The organism is Enterobacter cloacae complex sp. SYL003 (assembly GCF_049236925.1).
GTDB classification, from domain to species: Bacteria; Pseudomonadota; Gammaproteobacteria; order Enterobacterales; family Enterobacteriaceae; genus Enterobacter; species Enterobacter intestinihominis.
In genome coordinates this window covers 243,095-265,917 of record NZ_JBMKJK010000005.1, presented here as the reverse complement: position 1 = coordinate 265,917, position 22,823 = coordinate 243,095, and the positions used below count along the sequence as shown (strand labels likewise).

The 22,823-nt window shown below is 59.2% G+C and carries 22 protein-coding genes; 14 read left to right on the top strand and 8 right to left on the bottom strand.

Translation table 11 applies throughout. The features are described from left to right. Nucleotides 1-270 precede the first annotated feature (270 nt). From ACOT1A_RS09030 to ACOT1A_RS09020, 3 genes are all read left to right on the top strand, one after another. The gene (locus ACOT1A_RS09030) at nucleotides 271-738 is read left to right on the top strand and encodes a SymE family type I addiction module toxin (protein WP_105322980.1); all 468 of its coding nucleotides are present in this window, start codon (nucleotides 271-273) and stop codon (nucleotides 736-738) included. Nucleotides 739-905: 167 nt separating this feature from the next. Beyond that, on the top strand, nucleotides 906-1,436 hold the full coding sequence (locus tag ACOT1A_RS09025; protein ID WP_023305371.1) for a DUF2778 domain-containing protein: 531 nt from the start codon (nucleotides 906-908) through the stop codon (nucleotides 1,434-1,436). Next, nucleotides 1,411-1,674, top strand: coding sequence for a hypothetical protein (locus tag ACOT1A_RS09020; protein WP_023305372.1), 264 nt, complete (start codon nucleotides 1,411-1,413; stop codon nucleotides 1,672-1,674). Before ACOT1A_RS09025 ends, ACOT1A_RS09020 begins: the two co-directional genes overlap by 26 nt. Before the next feature lie 75 nt (nucleotides 1,675-1,749). Here the strand turns inward: ACOT1A_RS09020 and trpS are convergent, their stop codons facing one another. Further along, the gene (gene trpS, locus ACOT1A_RS09015; protein ID WP_276170251.1) at nucleotides 1,750-2,754 is read right to left on the bottom strand and encodes a tryptophan--tRNA ligase; all 1,005 of its coding nucleotides are present in this window, start codon (nucleotides 2,752-2,754) and stop codon (nucleotides 1,750-1,752) included. Nucleotides 2,755-2,953: 199 nt separating this feature from the next. Here trpS and fosA point away from each other — a divergent pair, with 199 nt between their 5' ends. Continuing rightward, a complete protein-coding gene (gene fosA, locus ACOT1A_RS09010) occupies nucleotides 2,954-3,379 on the top strand; it encodes a FosA/FosA2 family fosfomycin resistance glutathione transferase (RefSeq protein ID WP_276170250.1) in 426 nt (141 codons plus the stop codon). Here fosA and ACOT1A_RS09005 read toward each other — a convergent pair. Then, nucleotides 3,365-4,372: a LacI family DNA-binding transcriptional regulator gene (locus ACOT1A_RS09005; RefSeq protein ID WP_022646915.1), complete on the bottom strand. Its 1,008-nt coding sequence runs from the start codon at nucleotides 4,370-4,372 to the stop codon at nucleotides 3,365-3,367. The two genes, fosA and ACOT1A_RS09005, sit on opposite strands and share 15 nt — an antisense overlap. Nucleotides 4,373-4,557: 185 nt before the next feature. Here ACOT1A_RS09005 and ACOT1A_RS09000 point away from each other — a divergent pair, with 185 nt between their 5' ends. Continuing rightward, the gene (locus tag ACOT1A_RS09000; RefSeq protein WP_276170249.1) at nucleotides 4,558-5,646 is read left to right on the top strand and encodes a cellulase family glycosylhydrolase; all 1,089 of its coding nucleotides are present in this window, start codon (nucleotides 4,558-4,560) and stop codon (nucleotides 5,644-5,646) included. 45 nt (nucleotides 5,647-5,691) lie between these two features. Continuing rightward, on the top strand, nucleotides 5,692-7,086 hold the full coding sequence (locus tag ACOT1A_RS08995) for an MFS transporter (RefSeq protein ID WP_048965575.1): 1,395 nt from the start codon (nucleotides 5,692-5,694) through the stop codon (nucleotides 7,084-7,086). 39 nt (nucleotides 7,087-7,125) lie between these two features. On the opposite strand, the gene ACOT1A_RS08990 is transcribed toward ACOT1A_RS08995, so the two are convergent. From ACOT1A_RS08990 to ACOT1A_RS08975, 4 genes are read right to left on the bottom strand one after another with little or no spacing between them, the layout of a single operon-like run. Continuing rightward, on the bottom strand, nucleotides 7,126-7,947 hold the full coding sequence (locus ACOT1A_RS08990; protein ID WP_063146610.1) for an alpha/beta fold hydrolase: 822 nt from the start codon (nucleotides 7,945-7,947) through the stop codon (nucleotides 7,126-7,128). Between the two features lie 30 nt (nucleotides 7,948-7,977). Next, entirely contained in the window at nucleotides 7,978-9,597 is a 1,620-nt protein-coding gene (locus tag ACOT1A_RS08985; RefSeq protein WP_105322987.1) for an MFS transporter, read from the bottom strand. Then, nucleotides 9,594-10,001, bottom strand: a complete 408-nt coding sequence (locus ACOT1A_RS08980) for a DoxX family protein (RefSeq protein WP_023299234.1) — start codon at nucleotides 9,999-10,001, stop codon at nucleotides 9,594-9,596. Before ACOT1A_RS08980 ends, ACOT1A_RS08985 begins: the two co-directional genes overlap by 4 nt. Further along, the gene (locus ACOT1A_RS08975) at nucleotides 10,001-11,872 is read right to left on the bottom strand and encodes an amidohydrolase (protein ID WP_023299235.1); all 1,872 of its coding nucleotides are present in this window, start codon (nucleotides 11,870-11,872) and stop codon (nucleotides 10,001-10,003) included. Before ACOT1A_RS08975 ends, ACOT1A_RS08980 begins: the two co-directional genes overlap by 1 nt. A gap of 220 nt (nucleotides 11,873-12,092) precedes the next feature. Here ACOT1A_RS08975 and ACOT1A_RS08970 point away from each other — a divergent pair, with 220 nt between their 5' ends. From ACOT1A_RS08970 to ACOT1A_RS08950, 5 genes are all read left to right on the top strand, one after another. Continuing rightward, complete coding sequence (locus tag ACOT1A_RS08970; protein WP_022646922.1) at nucleotides 12,093-12,779, top strand: hydrolase; 687 nt, start codon at nucleotides 12,093-12,095, stop codon at nucleotides 12,777-12,779. Between the two features lie 61 nt (nucleotides 12,780-12,840). After that, on the top strand, nucleotides 12,841-13,062 hold the full coding sequence (locus ACOT1A_RS08965; protein WP_022646923.1) for a DUF1427 family protein: 222 nt from the start codon (nucleotides 12,841-12,843) through the stop codon (nucleotides 13,060-13,062). Continuing rightward, nucleotides 13,059-13,319: a XapX domain-containing protein gene (locus tag ACOT1A_RS08960; RefSeq protein ID WP_006810276.1), complete on the top strand. Its 261-nt coding sequence runs from the start codon at nucleotides 13,059-13,061 to the stop codon at nucleotides 13,317-13,319. The genes ACOT1A_RS08965 and ACOT1A_RS08960 overlap by 4 nt, the downstream gene beginning before the upstream one ends. A 23-nt stretch (nucleotides 13,320-13,342) precedes the next feature. After that, nucleotides 13,343-13,723, top strand: a complete 381-nt coding sequence (locus tag ACOT1A_RS08955) for a response regulator transcription factor (protein ID WP_022646924.1) — start codon at nucleotides 13,343-13,345, stop codon at nucleotides 13,721-13,723. Between the two features lie 9 nt (nucleotides 13,724-13,732). Further along, entirely contained in the window at nucleotides 13,733-19,318 is a 5,586-nt protein-coding gene (locus ACOT1A_RS08950) for a trifunctional serine/threonine-protein kinase/ATP-binding protein/sensor histidine kinase (RefSeq protein WP_105322988.1), read from the top strand. A gap of 3 nt (nucleotides 19,319-19,321) precedes the next feature. On the opposite strand, the gene ACOT1A_RS08945 is transcribed toward ACOT1A_RS08950, so the two are convergent. Further along, nucleotides 19,322-19,939 carry a response regulator transcription factor gene (locus tag ACOT1A_RS08945; RefSeq protein WP_022646926.1) on the bottom strand — a complete coding sequence of 206 codons (618 nt, stop codon included), beginning with the start codon at nucleotides 19,937-19,939 and terminating at the stop codon, nucleotides 19,322-19,324. A 318-nt stretch (nucleotides 19,940-20,257) separates the two neighbouring features. On the opposite strand from ACOT1A_RS08945, the gene ACOT1A_RS08940 reads away from it, so the two are divergent. Next, entirely contained in the window at nucleotides 20,258-20,863 is a 606-nt protein-coding gene (locus ACOT1A_RS08940) for an ATP-dependent Clp protease proteolytic subunit (protein ID WP_022646928.1), read from the top strand. Between the two features lie 134 nt (nucleotides 20,864-20,997). Beyond that, nucleotides 20,998-22,119, top strand: a complete 1,122-nt coding sequence (locus ACOT1A_RS08935; RefSeq protein ID WP_063152455.1) for a cupin domain-containing protein — start codon at nucleotides 20,998-21,000, stop codon at nucleotides 22,117-22,119. 38 nt (nucleotides 22,120-22,157) lie between these two features. Here ACOT1A_RS08935 and ACOT1A_RS08930 read toward each other — a convergent pair whose 3' ends face one another. Then, the gene (locus tag ACOT1A_RS08930) at nucleotides 22,158-22,343 is read right to left on the bottom strand and encodes a hypothetical protein (RefSeq protein WP_010427252.1); all 186 of its coding nucleotides are present in this window, start codon (nucleotides 22,341-22,343) and stop codon (nucleotides 22,158-22,160) included. A gap of 219 nt (nucleotides 22,344-22,562) precedes the next feature. On the opposite strand from ACOT1A_RS08930, the gene ACOT1A_RS08925 reads away from it, so the two are divergent. Further along, the gene (locus ACOT1A_RS08925; protein WP_003863067.1) at nucleotides 22,563-22,796 is read left to right on the top strand and encodes a DUF2171 domain-containing protein; all 234 of its coding nucleotides are present in this window, start codon (nucleotides 22,563-22,565) and stop codon (nucleotides 22,794-22,796) included. The last annotated feature ends 27 nt before the right edge of the window (nucleotides 22,797-22,823 follow it).

The following is a 22,823-nucleotide window of genomic DNA, read 5'->3' as shown; positions in this document are numbered from 1 at the left end:
GATGCTCGCAAAACCCAGACCAATCAACCCGCAACTAACAAAAACATGACCTTACCGCACATAACTCTACTTCCTGAATACCCTTCGCAAATTCCAAATTTACCCCACCCAAAACCGCTGTATTTATATTCAGCCCTGTATAATAGGCACCAGAAATTACGCCGAACGGCAAAGGAAGTATCAAGGAATATTTAAAGAGAGAATTCGCGATATGAAGGTGCTGCAACACCCCCATACCGCTAACCACTAACAACTACTGAGGAGTTGAAAATGGCTGCGACGAATTTTAAGCCAGAGTTTACTGTTTGCAAAACAGAATCAGACGCTTTCACCAGCATGATTGAAAACCGCGAGCTGGTACGCAAAAACAGCGCCCGCCGTCTGCACGGCAACCCGCCCAACGCGGCGCCCGTCCACCCTCGCGCGGAAACGCCGCAGGACAGTGCCGCTTGCTGCGAACTGTATGCACGCATAGACATGAAATACCTTCTCCTAGGCGGCGACTGGTTAACCCGTGCAGGCTTTATCAACGGTATGCCTGTGAAAATCCGCGCCATGAAAGACTGCATCGTGATTACGCCACAGCATACAAGAGAATTATGGGGATGTCTGGAAGGTATGAGTGTGGTGAATATAAATAAGCAGAAAGTCGTGCAGTGGTTAAAAACGTTTCCGGGAGCGCTGAATGATACGGGAGATATACCTATGGTGAAGCGCGGAAATGGTCTGGCAAAGTAAGAATAATATCTAAAATATCCCTTCATTAATCATGTAAAAGGATAAGTTAATACGGGCTTGAATATGCATGCCCGTATTTTTCCTTTTTTAAATGAATTATCTAACACCGCTGGTGCACTCAATAAATCGGTTGTAACATTCTCCGCAAAGCGACAGGGAGGATTGCTATGCAGATTTGTAGGATGGATTACAACGATGTCTCAGCCGATGGACGAAGGCTGAAACTACACGTTTATGGCGTTGGGACGTTTCCCGTTTTTTCAGGAATAGAACCCGTAACCAATATTGCAGAGTGCGCCTTTATCAGGAATGCAGCATTACCTGTGGGTACGTACTGGATCGTTGATGCACCGGAAGGCAGTATTGCTAATCGGGTCGAGCGGTTTGTAAAAGACTTCAAGAACGGTACCAAACATTCTGAATGGTTCGGTTTGTTTAATGCTACTACCATGGCTGATAACGTATTTGTGAATGGGGTCGACAGAGGCTCATTTCGACTTCATCCATTGAGGCCGAATGGTGAGGGAGAGTCGTGGGGATGCATAACGTTCTATAATATCCCTGATTTTCAACTGGTCAGACAATCTTTGCTTGCACGTAAGAAGATTCGTGTTCCTGGTGGTAAAGGGTTGATGGCATATGGACGTATTGATGTGACAGGAAGGGCTGATTATGCTTCATGCAAAGTTAAAAAATAATATCCTGATTGGTCTGGCATGCCTCATTGCTTCCTTCTTTATCGTCCTGTTTCCTCTGGGAGGCTTGCTCGATTACTTGTCTCAAGCCAGCAATGATTTTTTAAATCGTACCGGTCTGGGGTTTGCTGATGGTGAAGCAGACCCATCATTCCTGTGGGTGTTGGGTGGGATGATGGCCGTCGTTACCGCGCTACTGATGATTATCATCCGAAAGATATGCAACCTGAAGCAGGGATGAAATATTTCATAGCTGCTTTCTAAAACAATTAAGCGGCTTCATGCCAATCCCCCGCACTCCACCGCTAAACCTACTTTAACTAAACACCGGTACCCCCAACCCCACCTTCACCTCCCTCAACGTCTCCTGCGTCACCCCCTGCGCCCGTTCTGTCCCGCGCTTCAGCATCGCCATCAGCTCCCCCCTGTCCTGCATATACATCGCCCTCCGCTTCCGCATCGGCGCAATCAGCTCCTGCAAACACCCCTCCAGCTCGTTCTTACACGCCCGGTCACCCAGCCCGCCCGCCTGATAGTGCGCCTTCATCGCCGCCACTTTCTCCTTGTCCGGATGAAACGCGTCGAGGTACGTAAACACCACGTTCCCCTCAATCTGCCCCGGGTCGCTCACCTTCAGGTGGTTCGGGTCGGTGTACATGGCGCTGACCGCACGGTGGATCGTCTCTTCGCTGGCCGAAAGATGCAGCGTGTTGCCCAGCGATTTCGACATCTTGGCGCTGCCGTCGATGCCGGGCAGGCGGCTGGTGTCGCTCAGCATCGCCTTGCAGTGGCGCAGCACCGGGGCGGGCAGCAGGCTGTTCATCTTGTGCACAATCTCGTTGGTCTGCTCAATCATCGGCAACTGGTCGTCGCCGACGGGCACGCACTCGGCCTTAAACGCGGTGATGTCCGCTGCCTGGCTGATGGGGTAGGCCATAAACCCGACCGGCAGCGAGCGGGCGAAGCCCTTCTGCGCAATCTCGTTTTTCACCGTCGGGTTACGCTCCACGCGGGCAACGGTGACGATGTTCATATACAGCATCGTCAGCTCGGCGAGGGCGGGCAGGGCGGACTGCAGGCAGATCGTGGTCAGATTCGGGTCGATGCCCGCGGCGAGGTAGTCGGCCAGCACTTCGGGGATGTTGTCGCGGATCTTCTGCGGGTTGCTGCCGTTGTCGGTCAGCCCCTGAAGGTCAGCAATCAGCACAAACTGGTTGTGCGTCTGCTGAAGCGCCACGCGCTGGCGCAGCGATCCGACGAAGTGGCCGAGATGCAGCGGGCCGGTTGGGCGGTCGCCGGTGAGGATGGTTGGTGCGTTCATAAAGACTCCTTAATGTTGTAATGCCGAAAGGGGTCTTAGAAATGTGAAAGCCGCCTTTCGGCGGCTATCTGAAAATGGGGAAAACTACTCCGTGCCGCCTTTAAGAAGGCAGCCACCAGCGGTTTACGGTGAGCACGGCGTGGTTTATGTTCATCTCTTTACCGTACCACGTCCGGCGCGAAAAACAAAAGGGCACGTCATGCTGCAATCTCTCAACCATCTGACCCTCGCGGTCAGCGACCTGCAAAAAAGCGTCACCTTCTGGCACGAGCTACTGGGGCTTGCGCTGCACGCCCGCTGGAATACCGGGGCCTATCTCACCTGCGGCGAACTGTGGGTCTGCCTGTCGTACGACGAGGCGCGCCAGTACGTGCCGCCGCAGGAGAGTGACTACACCCACTACGCGTTTACCGTGGCGGAAGAGGATTTTGAACCGCTCTCGCAAAGGCTTGAGCAGGCGGGCGTCACCGTCTGGAAGCAGAACAAAAGCGAGGGGGCGTCGTTCTATTTTCTCGACCCGGACGGACACAAGCTGGAGCTGCACGTGGGCAGCCTCGCCGCGCGGCTGGCGGCGTGTCGCGAGAAGCTCTATGCGGGCATGGTGTTTACCTCAGACGAGGCTTGAGGCGCGCACCTTCAGCCTGCCCGCCAGCGTCACGTGCGTGGCGGCATCTTCCTGATTGCACAGGTACTCCACCGCCAGCCGTCCCAGCTCGCTGTAGGGCAACTGGATACTGGTCAGCGGTGGGGTGAGCTGTTCGGAAATCTTCTGGTCGTCGTAGCCCGCCAGCAGCATGTCCTGTGGGATACGCACGCCATTCACCGCCAGCGCCTGGTAGCAGCCAATCGCCAGCCAGTCGCTGGCACAGAAAATGGCGTCCGGGCGTTCGGTCAGTTCCAGCAGGGACGTGGTGGCGGTAAAGGACTCGCTGAACTGCCAGTTGGTCTGGCGCACCAGGCTCTCGTCACACGTTAAACCGGCCTGCTTCAATGCCGCCTGGTAGCCCGCCAGACGCTGGCGCGAGGCCTCCATCCAGCTCTCGCCGGTGATGTGGGCGATACGGCTGGCGCCGCAGGCGATGAGGTGTTTAGTCACCTGAAAAGCGTTGGCGTAGTCGTCCGGGATAAACGACGGCAGCAGCGGGGAGCCGGGGTCGCGCTGGTTGAGCAGCACCAGCGGGATGCGGGTACAGTCCTGAAATGGCGTCATATCGACGACGTTCGTGACCGGAGAGGCAAGGATAATCCCGATGCAGTTGCGCTTGTCCAGCTGGCGGATGATGTTCAGGGCCAGCTCCACGTCGTCGCCGTAGTCGTAGACGGTGAGCAACGTTTCGTTGCGCCACGCCGCTTCCCGCGCCTGGCTGATGGCGTCGATAAACGGGTCGAAGCTCTGCAACGAGCTGACCAGCAGGGCGATCTCCTCCTGGTTGCGCGGAGCGTGAATGGCGGGGAGGCGGTCGTAGCCGAGCTCGGTAGCGACGTTGATCACCCGCTGACGGGTGTCGTCGCTGAGCTTGATGTTGCGGGACTGGTTAAGCACCAGCGATACCGTCGCCTGCGACACGCCCGCCGCCCGCGCAATATCGTTCATCGTCACTTTCGTTTTTCGCTTCATCCGTCCTCTCCCTTTCGCGAATTCGCATCATACCCTAACCGCACGCTTTAGCGCCGCCGATCACGTTTCTCATTCATAGAAGCGTGAACTTTGTGAGAGGCGTCGCTTTTCTTTGCACCGCGATTTGCGCATTTATCCCGCAGCTAATATTTATTAGCTAAACATTATCAGCAAGAGGATGCGTAATGAAAGAGCAGTGGAGTAAAGAACAGGCACAGGCGTGGTATCAGCAAAAAGGCTGGCTGTGCGGGTTCAACTATCTGCCGTCGACAGCGGTGAACTGGACCGATATCTGGCAGGAAGAGACCTTCGATCCCGCCACTATCGACCGCGAGCTGGGCTGGGCGGCGGACGCGGGCTATAACACCCTGCGCATCAACCTGCCGTTCATCGTCTGGGAGCACGACCGCGACGGGCTGATGGCGCGCATCGACCGCTTTTTGACGATTGCCGACGACAACGGGTTCAGCACCATGCTGACCCTGATGGACGACTGCGGTTTCTCCGGCGACGAGCCGTACCTCGGCCCGCAAAAGCCGCCCGTACCGGGCAAACACAACAGCCAGGCGGCGGCGAGCCCGGGGCGCGATAAGGTGTGCGATCGCGACTGCTGGCCACAGATTGAGCGCTATATCCGCGACGTTGTGCGCCAGTTCCGCGAGGATAAGCGCGTATTGCTCTGGGATCTGTATAACGAGCCGGGCAACCGCGGCATTTTCGCGACGGGCACCGAAGAGGTGTTGTACGACGAGAAGCTGGAAACCTGCGCGCACGAGTTGATGAAGCAGGCGTTCCGCTGGGTGCGTGAGGAAGACCCGACCCAGCCGCTCACCGTCTGCGCGTGGCGTCTGCCGGCGGAAGAAGAGGGCGAGACGTTTTACCAGCACCCGCTGGACCAGACCGCGCTGGCGCTGTCAGATGTGGTGAGCTACCACGCCTATACCAATACCGGGCGCATGACGGCGATTATCCAGCAGCTTCAGGCGCTGGGCCGCCCAATCTTCTGCACCGAATGGCTGGCGCGTCACGTGGGCGGCACCATCGAAGAGCAGCTCCCGCTGATGTACATGGCAAAGGTTGCGCCGTATCAGTGGGGGCTGGTGCGCGGCAAAACCCAGACGTGGCTGCCGTGGCCGGTGGTGATGAAGGAGTCCACGGACTACTGCCGCCTGTGGTTCCACGACGTGTTCGAGGAGAACGGTATCCCGTTTTCACGCGCTGAAATCGCGCTGATGAAGAAGCTGCGCAATATCGCCCCGGATCCGCAGGGCTAATAATAACGACCCGGCGCGCTGTCGCCGGGCAACCAGGTACGCACTATGGCAATGACAATGAAAATACCGTCTCGCGAGTTGTGGTCCTACTTTGGCTATGGTTTAGGTCAGTGTTTTAGCTTTGGTTTAGTGGGTTCGTTTATAAACTATTTTTACACCGACGTGCTGGGGATCTCGGCGCTGGCGGCAAGTACCATCTTCCTGATTGCCCGCGCGTGGGACGCGGTTCACGATCCGCTGTTTGCCAGCATTATGGACACCATTAACAGCCGGTTTGGCAAGTTTCGCCACTTTTTACTGATTGCGCCGCTGCTGATTACCGGCGTCACCCTGCTGGCGTTCTATAAAATCGAAGCGGACATGACCACCAAAATCCTCTACGCCGGGGTGACGTATATCCTGTGGGGGACGCTGTACGCCATCTCCGATATCCCGTTCTGGTCGATGTCGTCGGTGATGACCAACGACTCCGGCCAGCGCACCCGCGCGGTAACGGCGGCGATGCTCGGGGTGAACGCCGGGATTGCCTGCGCCAATATCTTCTTCCCGAAGCTGGCGGCGTTCTTTGCCCAGTACAGCAACGATAAAGGCTACTTTATGGCGGCGCTGGTGATGATGCTGGTGGGGCTGCCGCTGATGCTCAACGGCTTTATGCAGATCAAAGAGCGCGTCCCGCCCAGCCCGGAAAAGGTGACGATGCGCGACACCTTCCACAACCTGCGCCAGAACAAGCCGCTGTTTATCGTCCTGCTGTCGTTCTTTTTCTGCGTGTTCCATAACGTGGCGGGCGGACTCTATATCTACTTCTTTATCAACAACATGGGCGACGGCAGCCTGCAAATGGCAATTGGCGTGATGGGGATAGTGGCGGCGGTGCTGTGCCTGGTCGCCCCGCTGCTGACGCGCCGGATGCAGAAGCGGAAGCTGTTTATGATCCTCTGCGGGCTGGACGTGGCGGTGCGCGTGGTGATGTGGTTCACGGGCTATCAGCACACGGCGCTGCTGTTTATCCTGCTCGGCCTGAGCACGCTGTTCGTGATGATGACCAACATCCTCACCTCGTCGATGATTGCCGACACCATCGAGTACGCGGAGTACCACACTAACAAGCGCTGCGCAGCGATCACCTTCTCCGGGCAGACCTTTACCGGCAAGATGTCGGTGGCGGTGGGCGGCGGGTTAATCGGCGTGTTTCTGACGATGATCGACTATGTGCCGCAGGCGCAGTCACAGAGCGACAGCGTGCTGTCGGGGCTGTTCTTCGGGATTTGCCTGCTGCCGGCGATTGGGTCGCTGATCCGCATGGGCTTTATGTCGCGCTTTACCTTTACCGAGGAGAAGCATGCGGAGATTTGTCGGCTGCTGGCGGAGCGGAATGCGTCTGCGAAAGCGCCGGGTGGCGGTTGCGCCTTACCCGGCCTACAGGACCAGCCCTTGTAGGCCTGATAAGCGAAGCGCCATCAGGCTTCGCGTAATGACTTACAGCGACTTCACAAACGCCAGCAGATCTTCGTTGAGCTGATCCTGGTGGGTCAGCGCGAAGCCGTGCGGCGCGTTGTCGTACACCTTCAGCGTGGCGTTTTTGATCATCTCCGCCGCCAGCTTGCCGGTGCTTTCAAACGGCACGATCTGGTCGTTGCTGCCGTGGATCACCAGCGTCGGCACGTCGATTTTCGCCATATCCGGACGGAAGTCGGTTTCGGCGAAGGCGGTCACGCAATCGATGGTGCCCTTCAGGGACGCCAGCAGGGCGATGTTCAGCGTCTGCGTCAGGGCACCCGCGGAAACGGTCTGCCCGGCGTTGGTGCCGTAGAACGGGGTGGCGAAGTCGCTGATGAACTGGGCGCGATCTTTACGCAGTCCGTCACGGATGCCGTCGAACACGCTCTGATCCACACCCTGCGGGAAGGTATCCGATTTACCGAAGATTGGAGTGACCGCGCCCAGCAGCGCCAGACCAGCCACGCGTTCGCTGCCGTAGTTGTTGATGTAGCGGGTCACGTCGCCGCCGCCCATGGAGAAGCCCACCAGCGTTACGTCGCGCAGATCCAGGGTAGTAATCAGGTCGTTAATGTCGGACGCAAAGGTGTTGTAGTCATAGCCGTTCCACGGCTGATCCGAACGCCCAAAGCCGCGACGGTCAAAGGCGATGGCGCGGAAGCCGCGCTCGGCCAGGTAGTTCAGCTGGCTGTCCCACATGTCGCCGTCCAACGGCCAGCCGTGGCTGAAGAGGATCGGTTTGCCCGCGCCGCAGTCTTTGTAGTAAATCTGCGTGCCGTCTTTTGCCTTAAACAGTGCCATAGTGTGTTCCTGTGCAGGTGATTGTTATGGTTATACCGGCGCGACCAGATAGCGAATTGCCGGTGATGTTGTGCCCTGATGAAAAGCCAGAACGCGGCTCTGCAACAGGAGGTCATTCATGGTGTGGCGTTCCTGCTGGCGCAAATGCTCAATCCAGGAACCCATCAGGAAGGTCTCGATAAACAGCCCTGGACGTTCGATATCCTCGTACACCGCCCAGCTCATCGCTCCGGCGCGGCGGCGCACCCGGCGTAGCTCGTGCACGGCCTGCAAAAACGCTTTCTCGTTCTGTGGGTCGATGATGTACTCGTGCGACACCAGCACCGGGCCGCGCTCGTTCGGGAGTTCAATCTCCACGCCGTCCAGCGGTTGCCCGCTCAGGTCGAGATTTAAATTCGGATCTTTCTCCAGCTTCCAGCGGAACGCCGTCGCGCTTGCCAGCACCATCCCCAGCGTGGCGACCACCAGCGAGGTCGGGGTGCCGAACTGCGAGGCGATCTGCCCCCAGACGGCGCTGCCTGCGGTCATCGAGCCGAAGAACACCGTCAGGTACACCGCCAGCGCGCGGGCCTTCACCCAGCGGGCGGCGCTGCGCTGTGCGCCAAGGTTGAGGGTGGAGAGCACCGCAATCCACGCGAAGCCGGTAAAAAACTCAAACAGGTTCAGCAGCCAGACGTGGCGCACGAACGCCAGCGCCAGCATGGTGAGGGCAAACGTCAGGCTGGCGGCCAACATCAGCCGATCGGCATTCAGCCGCTGGCGCAGGCGCGGCAGCAGGATCGCCCCGGCAATCGCCCCCAGGCCGATACACGCCAGCATCACGCCGTAGCCCGCCGGGCCTAAGCCCAGCTCGCGGCGCGCCACTAGCGGCAGTAACGCCCAGCCCGCGCTGCCGAAAACGAAGAACGCCACGGTACGCACCAGCACGTTGCGCAGCACCGGGGCGGCGTGCACGTAGCGAATGCCGGACCGCACCGCCGAGAAGAAGTGCTCCGGCGGCAGCCGCTGCACGGAAGGCGCCGGACGCCAGCGCCACAGCACCCACGCCACGCCGACCACGGATAGCGCGTTAAGCGCAAACACCATCCACGGCCCGGCCAGCGACAGCAGGAAACCGCCCAGCGCCGGGCCAATCGCCCGGCTGATGTTGACCCCGAGCGAGTTAAGCGCCACGGCGGAACCCAGCTCGGGCTTGCTCACCAGGTCAGGCACAATCGCCTGAAACGGCGGCGAGCTCATGGCCGCGCCCACGCTCAGCAGAAACGTTGCCGCCAGCAGAACGGTGGGGGTGACGTGTCCGGTAAAAGAGAGCAGCGTCAGCCCGGCAGCGGCGATGAATACCCATAGCTGAGAGAAGAGCAGGTATTTACGTCGGTCAACGATGTCCGCCATCACCCCGGACGGCAGGGCGAAGAGGAACATCGGCAGGCTGCTGGCCGCCTGCACCAGCGCGATATCCAGCGGATCGGCGCTGAGCGTCAGCATGCTCCAGTTGATACCGACGTCGCTCATCCATGAGCCGACGTTAGAGACCACCGTGGCGATCCAAAGCATGCGGAACACCGGCTGGCTCAGCGGCTGCCAGGGCGAAGCCGCCGATGCGGGCGTCGTCTCGACGTGTGCGTCGCGAACGTCGTTAACCTGGGTCATGCGAACCTCTCCGTCGTCTTACGCTGCAGCCGCCACTGGCCCGGTCCGGTGAGGGCGAGGGTGGTGAAGATAATCAGCAGCAGCCAGCCAAACTGCCCTTCGGCAATCGACCAGTCCGGGTGCACCGCCAGCATCGCCACCAGCAGTACGGCGATAATCGGCAGGCACGCCAGGCGGGTGTAAACCCCTGCAATGATAAACAGCGGGCAGATGACCTCGGCGACGATCGCCGGGATCAGGCTCGCGTAAGGTCCGAAACCAAACGGATCTTCGATGCGCGTCAGCTCTTCGCTGAAGTGGAGCACCTTAGGCAGGCCGTGCACGTACAGCAGCAGCAGGCTGCCGGTCAGGCGCAGGAAGAACAGCCCCGGATCGATCCGGGGCGAAGCGTCATTTTGTTTCATCAGAATGCAAAGCAGCTGCAGCCCAGCGCCCCCCAGAAAGCGTTATCGTCGGACACCGGCATCTCTGACGTGCGGGCGAAATCATGCTGGTGGCTATGAACCCCGCACGGGCCGCTGCAGTGGTGGACGGCGCTCATGCCGACGCGTGCGGCCTGCGGCGGCGCGCTGCGGTAGTGGCCCGGCACCTTCACCACCGGGGACCACTCGGGCAGGACCGGAATGGCGGGCGGCGCGAGCGGGCCAAAGCTGCCAGCGGCGTAGACGATATCGCCGTTGACCACGGTGAGGACGGACTCGATGCCCTTGATCTCCTCTTCCGGCACGCGGAAGTAATCTTTGCTGAGCACCGCCAGATCCGCGAGCTGGCCCGTTTTGATCTGCCCCTTCTGGTTCTGCTCGCTGGAGAACCACGCGCTGCCCTGGGTCCAGAGCATCAGGGCGGTATCGCGATCCAGACGGGCGCTGTGATCGTACATCTGCATCCCGCCAACGGTGCGGCCGGAGACCAGCCAGTAGAGCGCGGTCCACGGGTTATAGCTCGCCACGCGGGTGGCGTCGGTGCCTAAGCCCACCGGCACGCCGGTCTCCAGCATTTTCGCCACCGGCGGCGTGTGGCGGGTGGCTTCGATGCCGTAGCGCTCGGCGAAGTATTCCCCCTGGAAGGCCATGCGGTGCTGCACGGCAATGCCGCCGCCCAGTTCTTTGATGCGGTCGATGTTGGCCTGTGACACGGTTTCGGCGTGGTCGAAGAACCAGTGCAGCCCGTTGAACGGAATGTCGCGGTTCACCTTCTCGAACACATCCAGCATGCGGCTGATGGATTCGTTATAGGTAGCGTGCAGGCGGAATGGCCAGCGGTGTTCGACCAGATGGCGCACCACGCGCTCCAGCTCGTCCTCCATGCCCGGCGCGAGGTCCGGGCGCGGCTCGAGGAAGTCTTCAAAATCGGCGGCGGAGAAGACCAGCATCTCGCCCGCGCCGTTGTGGCGGAAGAAGTCGCTGCCCTGGCCCGGCGTGAGCATGTCGGTCCATTTTTCAAAGTCTTCCAGCTCGTGGCCCGGACGCTGGGTAAACAGGTTGTAGGCGATGCGGATGGTCATCTGCTTTTTCTCGTGCAGCTCGGCAATTACCTCGTAATCTTCCGGGTAGTTCTGGAAGCCGCCGCCCGCGTCGATGGCACTGGTCAGCCCCAGGCGGTTTAGCTCGCGCATGAACTGGCGCGTGGAGTTGACCTGCTGCTCCAGCGGCAACTTCGGCCCTTTGGCGAGGGTTGAGTACAGGATCATGGCGTTAGGACGGGCGATCAGCATCCCGGTCGGGTTGCCGTTGGCGTCGCGCTGGATCTCGCCGCCCGGCGGGTTCGGCGTGTCCCTGGTGTAGCCGACCACCTTCAGCGCGGCGCGGTTGAGCAGGGCGCGGTCGTACAGGTGAAGGATAAACACCGGGGTATCCGGCGCGGCGTCGTTGATCTCATCAAGCGTCGGCATACGGCGCTCGGCAAACTGGAACTCGCTCCAGCCCCCCACCACGCGCACCCACTGGGGCGATGGCGTGCGCAGGGCCTGCTCTTTCAGCATCCGCAGGGCATCTGCCAGGGACGGTACGCCTTCCCAGCGCAGCTCGAGGTTGTAGTTCAGCCCGCCGCGGATCAGGTGCAGGTGCGAGTCGTTCAGGCCGGGGATGGCGGTGTGGCCTTTTAAGTCGACCACCTTAGTGCCGTCGCAGTGGTGTTGCATCACCTCGGCGACGGTGCCCACTTCCAGGAATTTGCCGTCGCGCACGGCAACGGCTTCCGCGAGAGGGTTCTCGCGATCGACGGTGTGAAACTGGCCGTTAACCAGAATGAGATCGGCTTTACCGAGGGTAACCATAACTGCTCCAGACTGAGAGGGGAATGGTCAGGATTATGGGAACCGGTTTCGGGAAAGATCCAGTTATACAATAGGATAGGTATACCAAAGTATAACTATACCTAAGGTTAACTATACGAAGAGATAATTACGCGCCAGCGGCGTGGGTCATAGGATGAATGCGATTTTATCGGCGTGCTGTTCGCGGCGATTTTAACCTTTAACCTCACTGGATAATCTTATGACCACTACAAAACTCGAAGTCTTAACCCCAGCCAACTGTCAGATCATCTTCATCGACCACCAGCCGCAGATGGCGTTTGGCGTGCAGTCTATTGACCGCCAGGTGCTGAAAAACAACACCGTGGCGCTGGCGAAAGCGGCAAAAGTGTTCAACATCCCGACCATCATCACCACCGTTGAAACCGAAAGCTTCTCCGGTAACACCTATCCGGAGCTGCTGGACGTGTTCCCGGGCCAGGACATCCTAGAGCGTACCTCCATGAACTCATGGGACGACCAGAAAGTGCGTGACGCGCTGAAGGCTAACGGCAAGAAGAAGGTGGTTGTCGCGGGCCTGTGGACCGAAGTGTGCAACAACAGCTTTGCCCTGTGCGCGATGCTGGAAGGGGACTACGAAATTTATATGGTGGCGGACGCGTCCGGCGGCACCTCCAAAGAAGCCCACGACTTCGCGATGCAGCGCATGATCCAGGCGGGCGTGATCCCGGTGACCTGGCAGCAGGTGATGCTGGAGTGGCAGCGTGACTGGGCGCATAAAGAGACCTACACCGCGGTGATGGATATCGTGCGCGAGCACTCCGGTGCGTACGGCATGGGCGTGGATTATGCCTACACCATGGTGCACAAAGCGCCGTCTCGCCAGAAGAGCGAGCACCGTACCTTAGCGCCGGTTCCGGCACGCTAAATCCCGGCGGCGGGCTGGTCCCTCATCCGGCTCGTCACTGCCTTTTTCTCTGGAGTTCACAATGAGTACAGGGTTGATATCCCTCGCGGCAGGCGTGCTGATTGGCCTGATGTATGCCGTGCTGAAGGTGCGTTCCCCCGCACCGCCCGCGCTGGCGCTGATTGGCCTGCTGGGCATGCTGGCAGGGGAACAGGCGATGCGTCATCTTTTATCCCGCGATAATCCCGCTGGCGTGCAGGTGACGGTTCCCCACGTTCAGCACCTGACCGGAGCGTCATCATGAAGGCCTGGATTATTTCGCTGGTGTGCGGGGTCGCGGCTGGGGTAATTTACGCCCTGCTCGACGTGCATTCCCCGGCGCCGCCGGTCGTCGCGCTGCTTGGCCTGTTCGGCATGCTGGTGGGTGAACAACTGATCCCCATCGGACGGCGTCTGGTGAGCCGCGAACCGCTGACCCTGGCCTGGTTTCGTCATGAATGCGTACCGAAAATCAGCGGTACCGCGCCCCCAGCGCCCGCGAAGGAAAGCCGCGACGCGTAACGAATTGTTTGAGGAAAGACAGCATGACGCTGCCGTGGCGCATTGCCATCATTGATGACGAACGCTCTGTTCGCAGCGGGCTCAGTAACCTGCTGCAATCGGAAGGGTATGCTACCGATACCTTCGATTCGGCAGAGGTGTTTTTGAGCCACCCTCTCGCCCTGTCAGGCGCGTCGCTGGTGATCACCGACATCAAGCTGCGCGGCATGAACGGGATCGAGCTGTTTGAGAAGCTGCGGTTGCTGGCCTCGCCGCCGCCGCCAATACTGTTTATCTCCGGCCATGCGGATGAAAATATGCAGCGGTATGCACTCAGCCTGGGCGCCGCTGCATTTTTGCGTAAGCCGATTAACATCGATATTCTGCTGGATCATATTCAGCGGGAGCTGACCCGCCGACAATAAGGATCGCGGATGAACGAACAAACGTCGCCTGCATTTTGGCCCGCCCGGGGAAGTCTCCATGAAGGGCGGGCTTTTGTTCTGAAAGAGGATGTTATTTTTACCGTGCTGGCGCAGGAGGGCGGCATCTCCTGGATGAACGGGCGGCATCCCCAGTCCGGCGGTTCGTTTATTATTGCCACCGCGGTCAGCGATGAAGAAGAGGAGCGGGCAACGCGGCTGCTTAAAAACGAGTTTGCCCTGCGCGATCGACTTCATGACGGCTGGGCTATCCGGCCCGTCGCTTCAACCCAGTACCGCGGACGTTTTGCGCTGGTCTACGCGCCGTTCTGCTTTGAACTGCTGGCGTGCCGGGCAGGTAAGGCGATTTCCGGGATCGCCCGCTTTATCGAGATGGCGATCCGCATCTGCGGTCCCCTGCGCCAGATGCATCTGCACAACCTGATCCACGGCGATATCAAACCCGGGTCGATCTTCGTTCATCACGACGCCACCAGCCGTCTGTGCAGCTTTGGTCTTTCCTGCGCCACCTCCGACGCATTCTCCCAGTCCCGGCTTGCCGCGTCTGGCGGCACGCCCGCCTACATGTCACCGGAACACACCACGCGTACCCGGCGCGCCGTCGACAGCCGGAGCGATCTCTACAGTCTGGGTATCGTGCTTTATGAACTTCTGACCGGGCGATTGCCGTTTGAACTGAGCGCTGATGACCAGACTAACTGGGCGCATTACCACATTGCCTCTGAGCCGCTTGCGCCGGGCCGGGTGCGTCCGGACGTACCCGGCATGCTCTCGACCATTATCCTTAAGTTGCTGGAGAAGAATCCGGAGAATCGCTATCAGACCGTCGACGGGCTGATTGCCGACCTCAGGCGCTGCCAGGCGACGCTGACCGCCGAAGGTGAGATCGTCGACTTTATTCCCGGCCAGCAGGATCGCTCTCCGGCGATCCATCTTGCCGATTCGCTTTTCTCTGCGCATCCGCAGGCCAGCGACGTCATCGCCGCGTTTGAGCGGGTCAGCCAGAGCGGTGCGCCGGAACTGGTGACGATTGGCGGTCCGTCGGGGATCGGCAAATCTTCCGTGATCGCCACCACGCTGAAATCGCTGCAACAGCGCAAGGTGCTGCTGGCGGTGGGCAAGGTCGATCAATACTCTCCCACGCTGCCCTACGGCGTGCTGAGTTCGGCGTTTCGGACGCTCACGCTGCACCTGCTCGGGCTGCCAGCCGGGGAGGTGGCGACGTGGAAAACCCGCCTGTCGCGCGCGCTGGAAGGCTTCGAGGAGCTGGCTGTCAGCCTGGTGCCGGAGCTGAATTTATTTCTTGAGAATAAACCGCGTTTCTCTGCGGATACATTTTCCATCGACGCGCGGGCGCGCTTCAGCCATATGGTGCTGGCGCTGGTGAAAACCTTCGCCACCCAGGGCGCGCCGCTGGTGCTGCTGCTGGATGATGTGCAGTGGATCGACGCCGCCAGCCTGCAAACGCTCGATTACCTGCTGCGCGCCTGCGGCGCCATCCCGCTGCTGGTGGTGGTGGCGCACCGCGATCTCAGTTCGCTTTCTGATCCCAGCTTGCAGGCCGCGCTGGCGAGCCTGCCGGAGGCGGCGCAGCATGCCATGACGATCGTGCCGCAGCCGCTGTCGGTGAAGGCCGTGGCACGCTGGCTCGGGGGGATTTTTCATGCCCGCAGTACCGGCACCTCCGATCTTGCCACGCTGATCCATGAAAAAACCGGCGGCAACCCGCTGTTCGTTCAGGAATTTTTCCGCCGCATCGTCGATGACGGACTGGTGGTGCACAACAAATATCAGGGGAAATGGCATTACGATCTCCAGGCCATCCGCGCCCGGCATTACACCGAGAACGTGGTGACGCTGGTGCTTGAACAGCTCAAAGAGATGCCCGACGAGACGCGCCGCCTGCTGGGCAGCATCGCCTGCCTCGGCTGCACGGGCGAGCTGGAGATGCTGTGCCGCGTGGTGGGGCAGTCGGCGGCGGAAATCCGCTACGCCCTTCATCCGGCGGTTACCGCTCAGCTGATAGTGCTGACGGAGAAAGAGTACGCTTTTACCCACGATCGGGTGCAGGAAGCCGCCTTTGCCCTGCTGGATGAGGGCGAGAAAAGCCATCTGCACCTGACCACCGCCAGCCTGCTGGCGGATGCCGCGCGGCAGACGGCGGGTAACGAACTACTGTTCCGCGCGGTTCACCACGTCAGCGCCGCGCTGGACTGCATCCAGCCTGCGCCGCAGCGCCAGAGATTCCGTGAGCTGAGCCTCCAGGCCGCGCGGCGTGCGAAGCGTACCGGCGATTACCTTTCCGCCTTAAGTTACATCCAGACCGCCAGAGCGCTGGGGAACGCGGGTCCGGTCTCGGACTTTATGCTGGATATCGAAGAGGCGGGCTGTGAGTTCGCGCTCGGGCACCTGGAGCGCACGCGCGCGCTGTGCGATACGATCCTCGGCTCACCGGGCGGGCTGACGGAGAAAGCGCTGGCCGCTAACCTGCTGGCGGAAGTCTATATGCGCCAGTCGGAGATCCGCCTGGCGCTGGAGGCGTCGTTATGCTGGCTGGGCGTGTTCGGGATCCAGATCAGCCGCTACCCGGAAAATGCCGAATGTGACGAGGCCTGGCAGCAGTTCTGTCAACGCACCGCCGACGCGCCGCAGAACCCGTTTACTCAGCTTAAGCTGATGGAGAGCGCGGAGACCGAAGCGGTAATGAACCTGCTTTACAGCGCCAGTATTTTCGCCAGCTTTACCTGCCCGCGCCTGCACTTTTTACTCCTGTGCCGGATGATGCACCTCACGCTCGATCGCGGCATAACCGGCGCATCCACCACGGCGATGGCCTGGTTTGGCGTGCTGATTGGCCACCGCTACGCCGAATACCGTCTCGGGTTTGAGTACGGCACGCTGGCTCGCGAGCTGGTGAACCGCCACGGCTATGATGCCTATGAAGCTAAAACTCTGCTGCCGCTCGACCAGCTCAGCGTCTGGACCCAGCCGCTGTCGTACACTATCGAGTGCGCCAAGGCCTGCTTTACCTCGGCGGTGACCCACGGCGACATGACGATGGCCTGCTTCGCGGCCTGTCATCAGATCATTAACTTCCTCTCCCGGGGCGATCATCTGGACGGCGTGTTGACCAGCATCGATCGCGGTCTGGCCTTTGTGCGTAAAACGGATTATCAGGACATTGAAACCGTTCTGCACATTCAGCGCCGCTACGTGGAGTTTTTACGCACGCCGGTGACGGGCACATGGAGCGCCGCCCAGGCGCTGCCTGACGATCTGCTGCCCGCACCGCCGGAGCAGGCGCCCGAGCAGACCTCGACCATGCTGTTCTGGTACTGGCTCTATCGCGGGATGGCGCACTTTACCTGCGGCGAATACGCCGACGCGCAGGCGGATTTAGAGAGGGCGGGCTGGTATGCGTGGTCCGCACCGGGCCATATCCATCTGCTGGATTACCATTTTTACAGCGCGCTGGCGCTCTCCCGCCAGCTTACGCCGGAGACCTTCTCGGCGGATTATCGCCGCAGTATTCATCACCATTACGACAAAATTGCCCTCTGGGCGCGGATCAATCCGGGCACGTTTGCCGATAAAGAGGCGCTGATTTATGCCGAAATCGTCCGTCTGGACGGCATGAACAGCATCGCGCTGGAGCAGTATGAAAAGGCGGTGCGGCTCTCGCGGGAGGGCGGGTTTAACCCGATCAATGCCCTGGCCCACGAGCTGGCAGGGCGTTTCTCGCTGGCCTGCGGCTACCCGACCGCCTCCGACGCCCATTTCCGCGGTTCGATTGCCGCCTGGGGCCGCGCCGGGGCGCAGGCCAAGGTGCGTCAGATGGAGCAGGATTTCCCGCATCTGCTGGCCTCCGGGCAGAGCCGCGCGTACGACACCGTGGCATTTGCCCAGAACGAGGTGATCCGCGATTTACAGAGCGTCATCAAAGCCTCACGCGCCTTGTCCGAAGAAATCAACCTCGAGCGTTTAATTGAAAACCTGATGACGCTGCTGCTTGAACGGGCCGGGGCGCAGCGTGGCCTGCTGCTTCGCGTCAGCGATAATCACATCCCGGAGATCGAAGCCAGCGCCTGGACCAGCACCGACGGGGTGCGGGTTCGCATCCTGAAAGAGACACCGATGGCGACGGACATGCCGCTGTCGGTGCTGGCCGCGGTGATCCGCACCGGGCAGGAGATCCGCACCGGCAAACCGGAGGAATTTCACCCGTTCAGCCAGGATCCTTATCTGGTGACGTCCGGCGCCGCCGTGATGTGTGTCCCGATGTTCAAACAGGCGCGACTGGTGGGGGTTCTGTATCTGGAAAACCGCCTGATGCCGGAAGTGTTTACCGCCGAACATTCGCGCGTGGTCAGCCTGCTGGGCGCGCAGGCGGCGGTTTCGCTGGAGACGGCACGGCTCTACGCCGAGCTGCTGGCGGAAAACATCCACCGCCGACGGGTGGAGAAAGAGCTGCGCGCCAGCCAGACCTCGCTGATGCTGGGTGAGCAGATCAGCCATACCGGCAGCTGGCGCTGGGAGCTGGTGCAGGATCTGATGTTTATGTCCGAAGAGTACGCCCGTATTCTTGGCCTGCCGGAGCAGCAAAAGATGATCTCAATGGCGGAGTTTTTGACCTTCGTGCATGAGGATGATTATGGCCGGATCGGTAACCTCGTTAATCAGAGCGTGCGTGACGGGCTGTCGATGCGCGCGGAGTTTCGCATTATCCGCACCGACGGCTCCGTTCGCTACATCCTCGGGATTGGCGATCCGGTGGGCGTGGGCAGCGAGGTGAATGAGTATTACGGCATCATTACCGACATCACCAGCCAGCGGGCGGCGGAAGATGCGATGCGGGTGGCGCAGGCGGATCTGGCGCGAGTCTCACGGGCCACCACCGTCGGGCAACTGACCTCCTCGATCGCGCACGAGATCAACCAGCCGCTGATGTCGATTGTCTCGAACGCCGGCGCGAGCCTGCGCTGGCTCAACCGCGATCCGGCGCGGCTGGACAAAGTGCGCGAGGGGCTGGAGGAGATCGCCGCCGAGGGCGAGCGGGCAGGGGAGATCATCCGCAGCATTCAATCTCTGACGCGCAAACAGGACCCCACGTTTACGCGAATCGATCTGCACTTCCTGATCCACCACATCATTATGCTCTCTCGCAGCGAACTTGAGCTGCGACACATAAGCGTTGATTATCTCCTGAACGCTGACGACAGCTTTATCATCGGCGACAGCGTGCAGATCCAGCAGGTGCTGCTTAACCTGGTGATGAATGCGATGGAAGCGATGGCGGAAGTGACGGATCGCCCGTGCAGCATCACGATCGCCACCGCGAACTGCGCCGAAGGGAAGGTGATCTTTGAGATCGCCGATACCGGCAGCGGCATTGAGCCGGAGCTCACCGAGCGGATCTTTGACTCGTTCTATTCGACCAAAGCGCAGGGAATGGGGATGGGGCTGACCATCAGCGCCAGCATCATTGAACGGCATCGGGGAAAACTGAGCGCGCGCCGCAGAGAGCCGTACGGCACGGTGTTTACCTTCGCGTTGCCGCTTGCCGGACAGGAGGCGTAACGGTTATTCCGCTGGCTGATGTTTTGTCAGGCGCTCGACGGCCCTGACCAGCTCGGCCACGGAGCGGACCTGCATTTTCTCCATCACCCGGCGGCGGTGTACTTTCACCGTAATCTCACTGACGCCCAGCTCGGCGGCGATCTGCTTGTTGAGCTTGCCGCTGATGGCAAGCTCAAGCACTTCATGTTCGCGCGGCGTGAGGGACATGTGGCGCTGTTTCAGGGCGTAGTGCTCTTTGACGCGGGCGGCGTTGTGCTGTGCCAGCCTGAGCGCGGATTCGATAGAGCCAATGAGGGCGCTGGATTCAACGGGTTTAGTGAGAAATTCGTAGGCCCCGCCTTTGATCGCCCGGACGGACATAGGGATGGTGCCGTGACCGGTGAGAAAAATGATCGGTATTTCTCGCCCGTTGGCTTTCAGCGCATCTGCGACATCAAACCCGGTGATCGTGGGCATTTGCATATCGAGGATCACGCAGGAGGGCAGATCCTCAAAGGGATGGCTGAGAAAGGCTTCTGCTGAGGAAAAGCCAAGGGCGTGTATATCCGCTGATTCCAGCAGCCCAACAACGGACTGCCTGACTGCGTCATCGTCATCAACCACATAAACAATGTGTTCCATTCACCGCCCCGGTGTGATCAGTAAACCATCGAGAATAAAATGCGCCTTTTTGAACGTAAGCGACTGTTTGCTATCCTCATTCATACTAACACATTAATAATTATTATCATTCGGCAATATGAAGATGATATGAAAGTGTAATAAAAATGTGGCGAATTGGTTAGGATCGGAACGCTGTTTTTAGAGACCTTTCCTGCTGCGAAGCCAGAGCGTGACACAGGCGATATTCATCCTGAGCCACGATGTTTTGTGTGAGGACGCCGACGGGTAAAACAGGCTACACTCTGATTTTGAGCGCGACAAGCTGAGGACATAACGATGCACTACACACTGAAAAGCAGTGACGATAAAGAAAAAGCGGAAGGAACAAGCGGCGCGGGCGCTCTACAGCAAAAACTGCTGGAATCCCGTTCGATTGTCATCTCCGGTGAGATCAACCAGGAGCTGGCCCAGAAAGTCATCACTCAGATGATCCTGCTGCAAAGCGTCAGCAACGATCCGATCAAGCTGTACATCAACAGCCAGGGCGGCCACGTGGAAGCGGGCGACACCATCCACGACTTCATTAAGTTTATCCGACCGGAAGTGCACGTCATTGGCACCGGCTGGGTGGCAAGCGCCGGGATCACCATCTTCCTGGCGGCGAAAAAAGAGCACCGCTACTCGCTGCCGAATACCCGCTTTATGATCCACCAGCCGCTGGGCGGCGTGCGCGGTCAGGCAACGGATATCGAAATCGAAGCGCGCGAGATTATCCGCATGCTGGAACGCGTGAACAAACTGATTGCTGACGCCACCGGCCAGCCGCTGGAGAAAGTGAAGAAGGACACCGACCGTAACTTCTGGATGTCACCGGCGGAAGCGCTGGACTACGGCATCGTGGGCAAACTGATCACCCATTATGACGAGCTGAACCTGGATTAAGTTTTAGCCCGCGCGTGCGTCGGGTGACGGCTTCGCCTTACCCGACCTACGCGCGCTCGATTGACCCATGACAAGTTCCTCCCTGGCTGTCTCTTCTATAATCGCGCCTGTCTCCCCTCTCACTGGTGCTAACCATGGCGTATCAACTGAACCTCGACTGGCCGGAATTTCTTGAGAAATACTGGCAAAAACAACCCGTTGTGCTGAAAAATGCCTTCCCGAATTTTGTCGACCCCATTACCCCTGATGAACTGGCGGGTCTGGCGATGGAGCCGGAAGTCGATAGCCGCCTGGTAAGCCATGCTAACGGCAAGTGGCAGGCGAGCAATGGCCCGTTTGAGCATTTCGATAACCTCGGTGAAACCGGCTGGTCTCTGCTGGCGCAGGCGGTGAACCACTGGCATATGCCCGCCGCAGAGCTGGTGCGTCCGTTCCGCGTCCTGCCGGACTGGCGTCTCGATGACCTGATGATCTCCTTCTCCGTCCCGGGCGGCGGCGTTGGGCCGCATATCGATCAGTACGATGTGTTTATTATTCAGGGGATGGGTAGCCGTCGCTGGCGCGTGGGTGACAAGCTGCCGATGCGTCAGTTCTGTCCGCATCCGGCCCTGCTGCACGTCGATCCGTTTGAGCCAATCATTGACGAAGATCTGGCCCCGGGCGATATCCTCTATATTCCGCCTGGATTCCCGCATGACGGCTTCACCCATGAAACCGCGCTCAACTACTCTGTCGGTTTCCGCGGGCCGAACGGTCGCGATCTGATTAGCAGCTTTGCCGATTACGCGCTGGAAAACGATCTGGGTGGCGAGCACTACAGCGATCCGGATCTGACCTGCCGCGAACACCCGGGCCGCGTGGAGCAGTACGAGCTCGATCGCATTCGCCAGATGATGATCGACATGATTAGCAAGCCGGATGATTTTACAAAATGGTTCGGCAGCTTCGTCTCCACGCCGCGTCACGAGCTGGATATTGCCGCCGCCGAGCCGCCGTATTCCGCAGACGAGGTGCTCGACGCGCTGCAAGGGGGCGAAACGCTTTCACGCCTGAGCGGGCTGCGCGTGCTGAACGTCAACGGCAGCTTCTTTATTAACAGCGAACAGCTGGAGACGGCGGATGTGAACGGGGCGGACGCGCTGTCCCGCTACACCCAGCTCGGCCAGGCCGAGCTGGGCAATGCGCTGAATAATCCGGCGTTTGTGGAAGAGTTGACCGGATTGATTAACCAGGGATACTGGTACTTCGACGAGTAACAGACAGCGGCGTTTAGTCAGACTAAACGCCGCTACGTTTAAACCAGCATATTACAGGCCTTCCAGTAGTTCAGAAGCCGCTCATCGTCGCGCTCTTTTTCCGCTTTAATTTTCATCGCCTGGGCGAGATTTTCTCGCGATACCTCATGGCCTTTTTGCACGATGTCTAAGACCGCTTCACCAAGAGCCAGCGAAATTTCTGTCCGATTGTTGCGAATCGTCATAAATACCTCCTCGTTGGTTGCGATACTTAAATTATGAACGGGAAATAATCAGTCGCTAATAATTAATCTTATTCTTATTTTTTCAATTCGGCGCTAAATAGACATAATATTCGGTTCTGTCAATGATGTTTCAAAATGCTAATACGCATTTCAGGTCCGAATTTATGCGCTACAGTTAATTTCGTGCAACAGGCAAATAACCGAAACAGGAGAATGAATATGGTAGATAAAAGCGCAATTAAGGATCACACTCAGGTTGTCGCCAGCTGCGGAACGCATGTCGGGGTTGTAGACCATCTTGATGGTGAGCGTATCAAGCTTGCGAAGAGCGACCCGGAATCAGGCGGCAAGCACCACTTTATTCCTCTCGGCTGGGTCGATAAGGTCGAAGATAATAAAGTTGTCCTGACCAAAAACCATAAAGAGGTTTTTGCTGAGTGGCAGGAAGCATAAATATATTTCTCGTAAAGAAATATACGC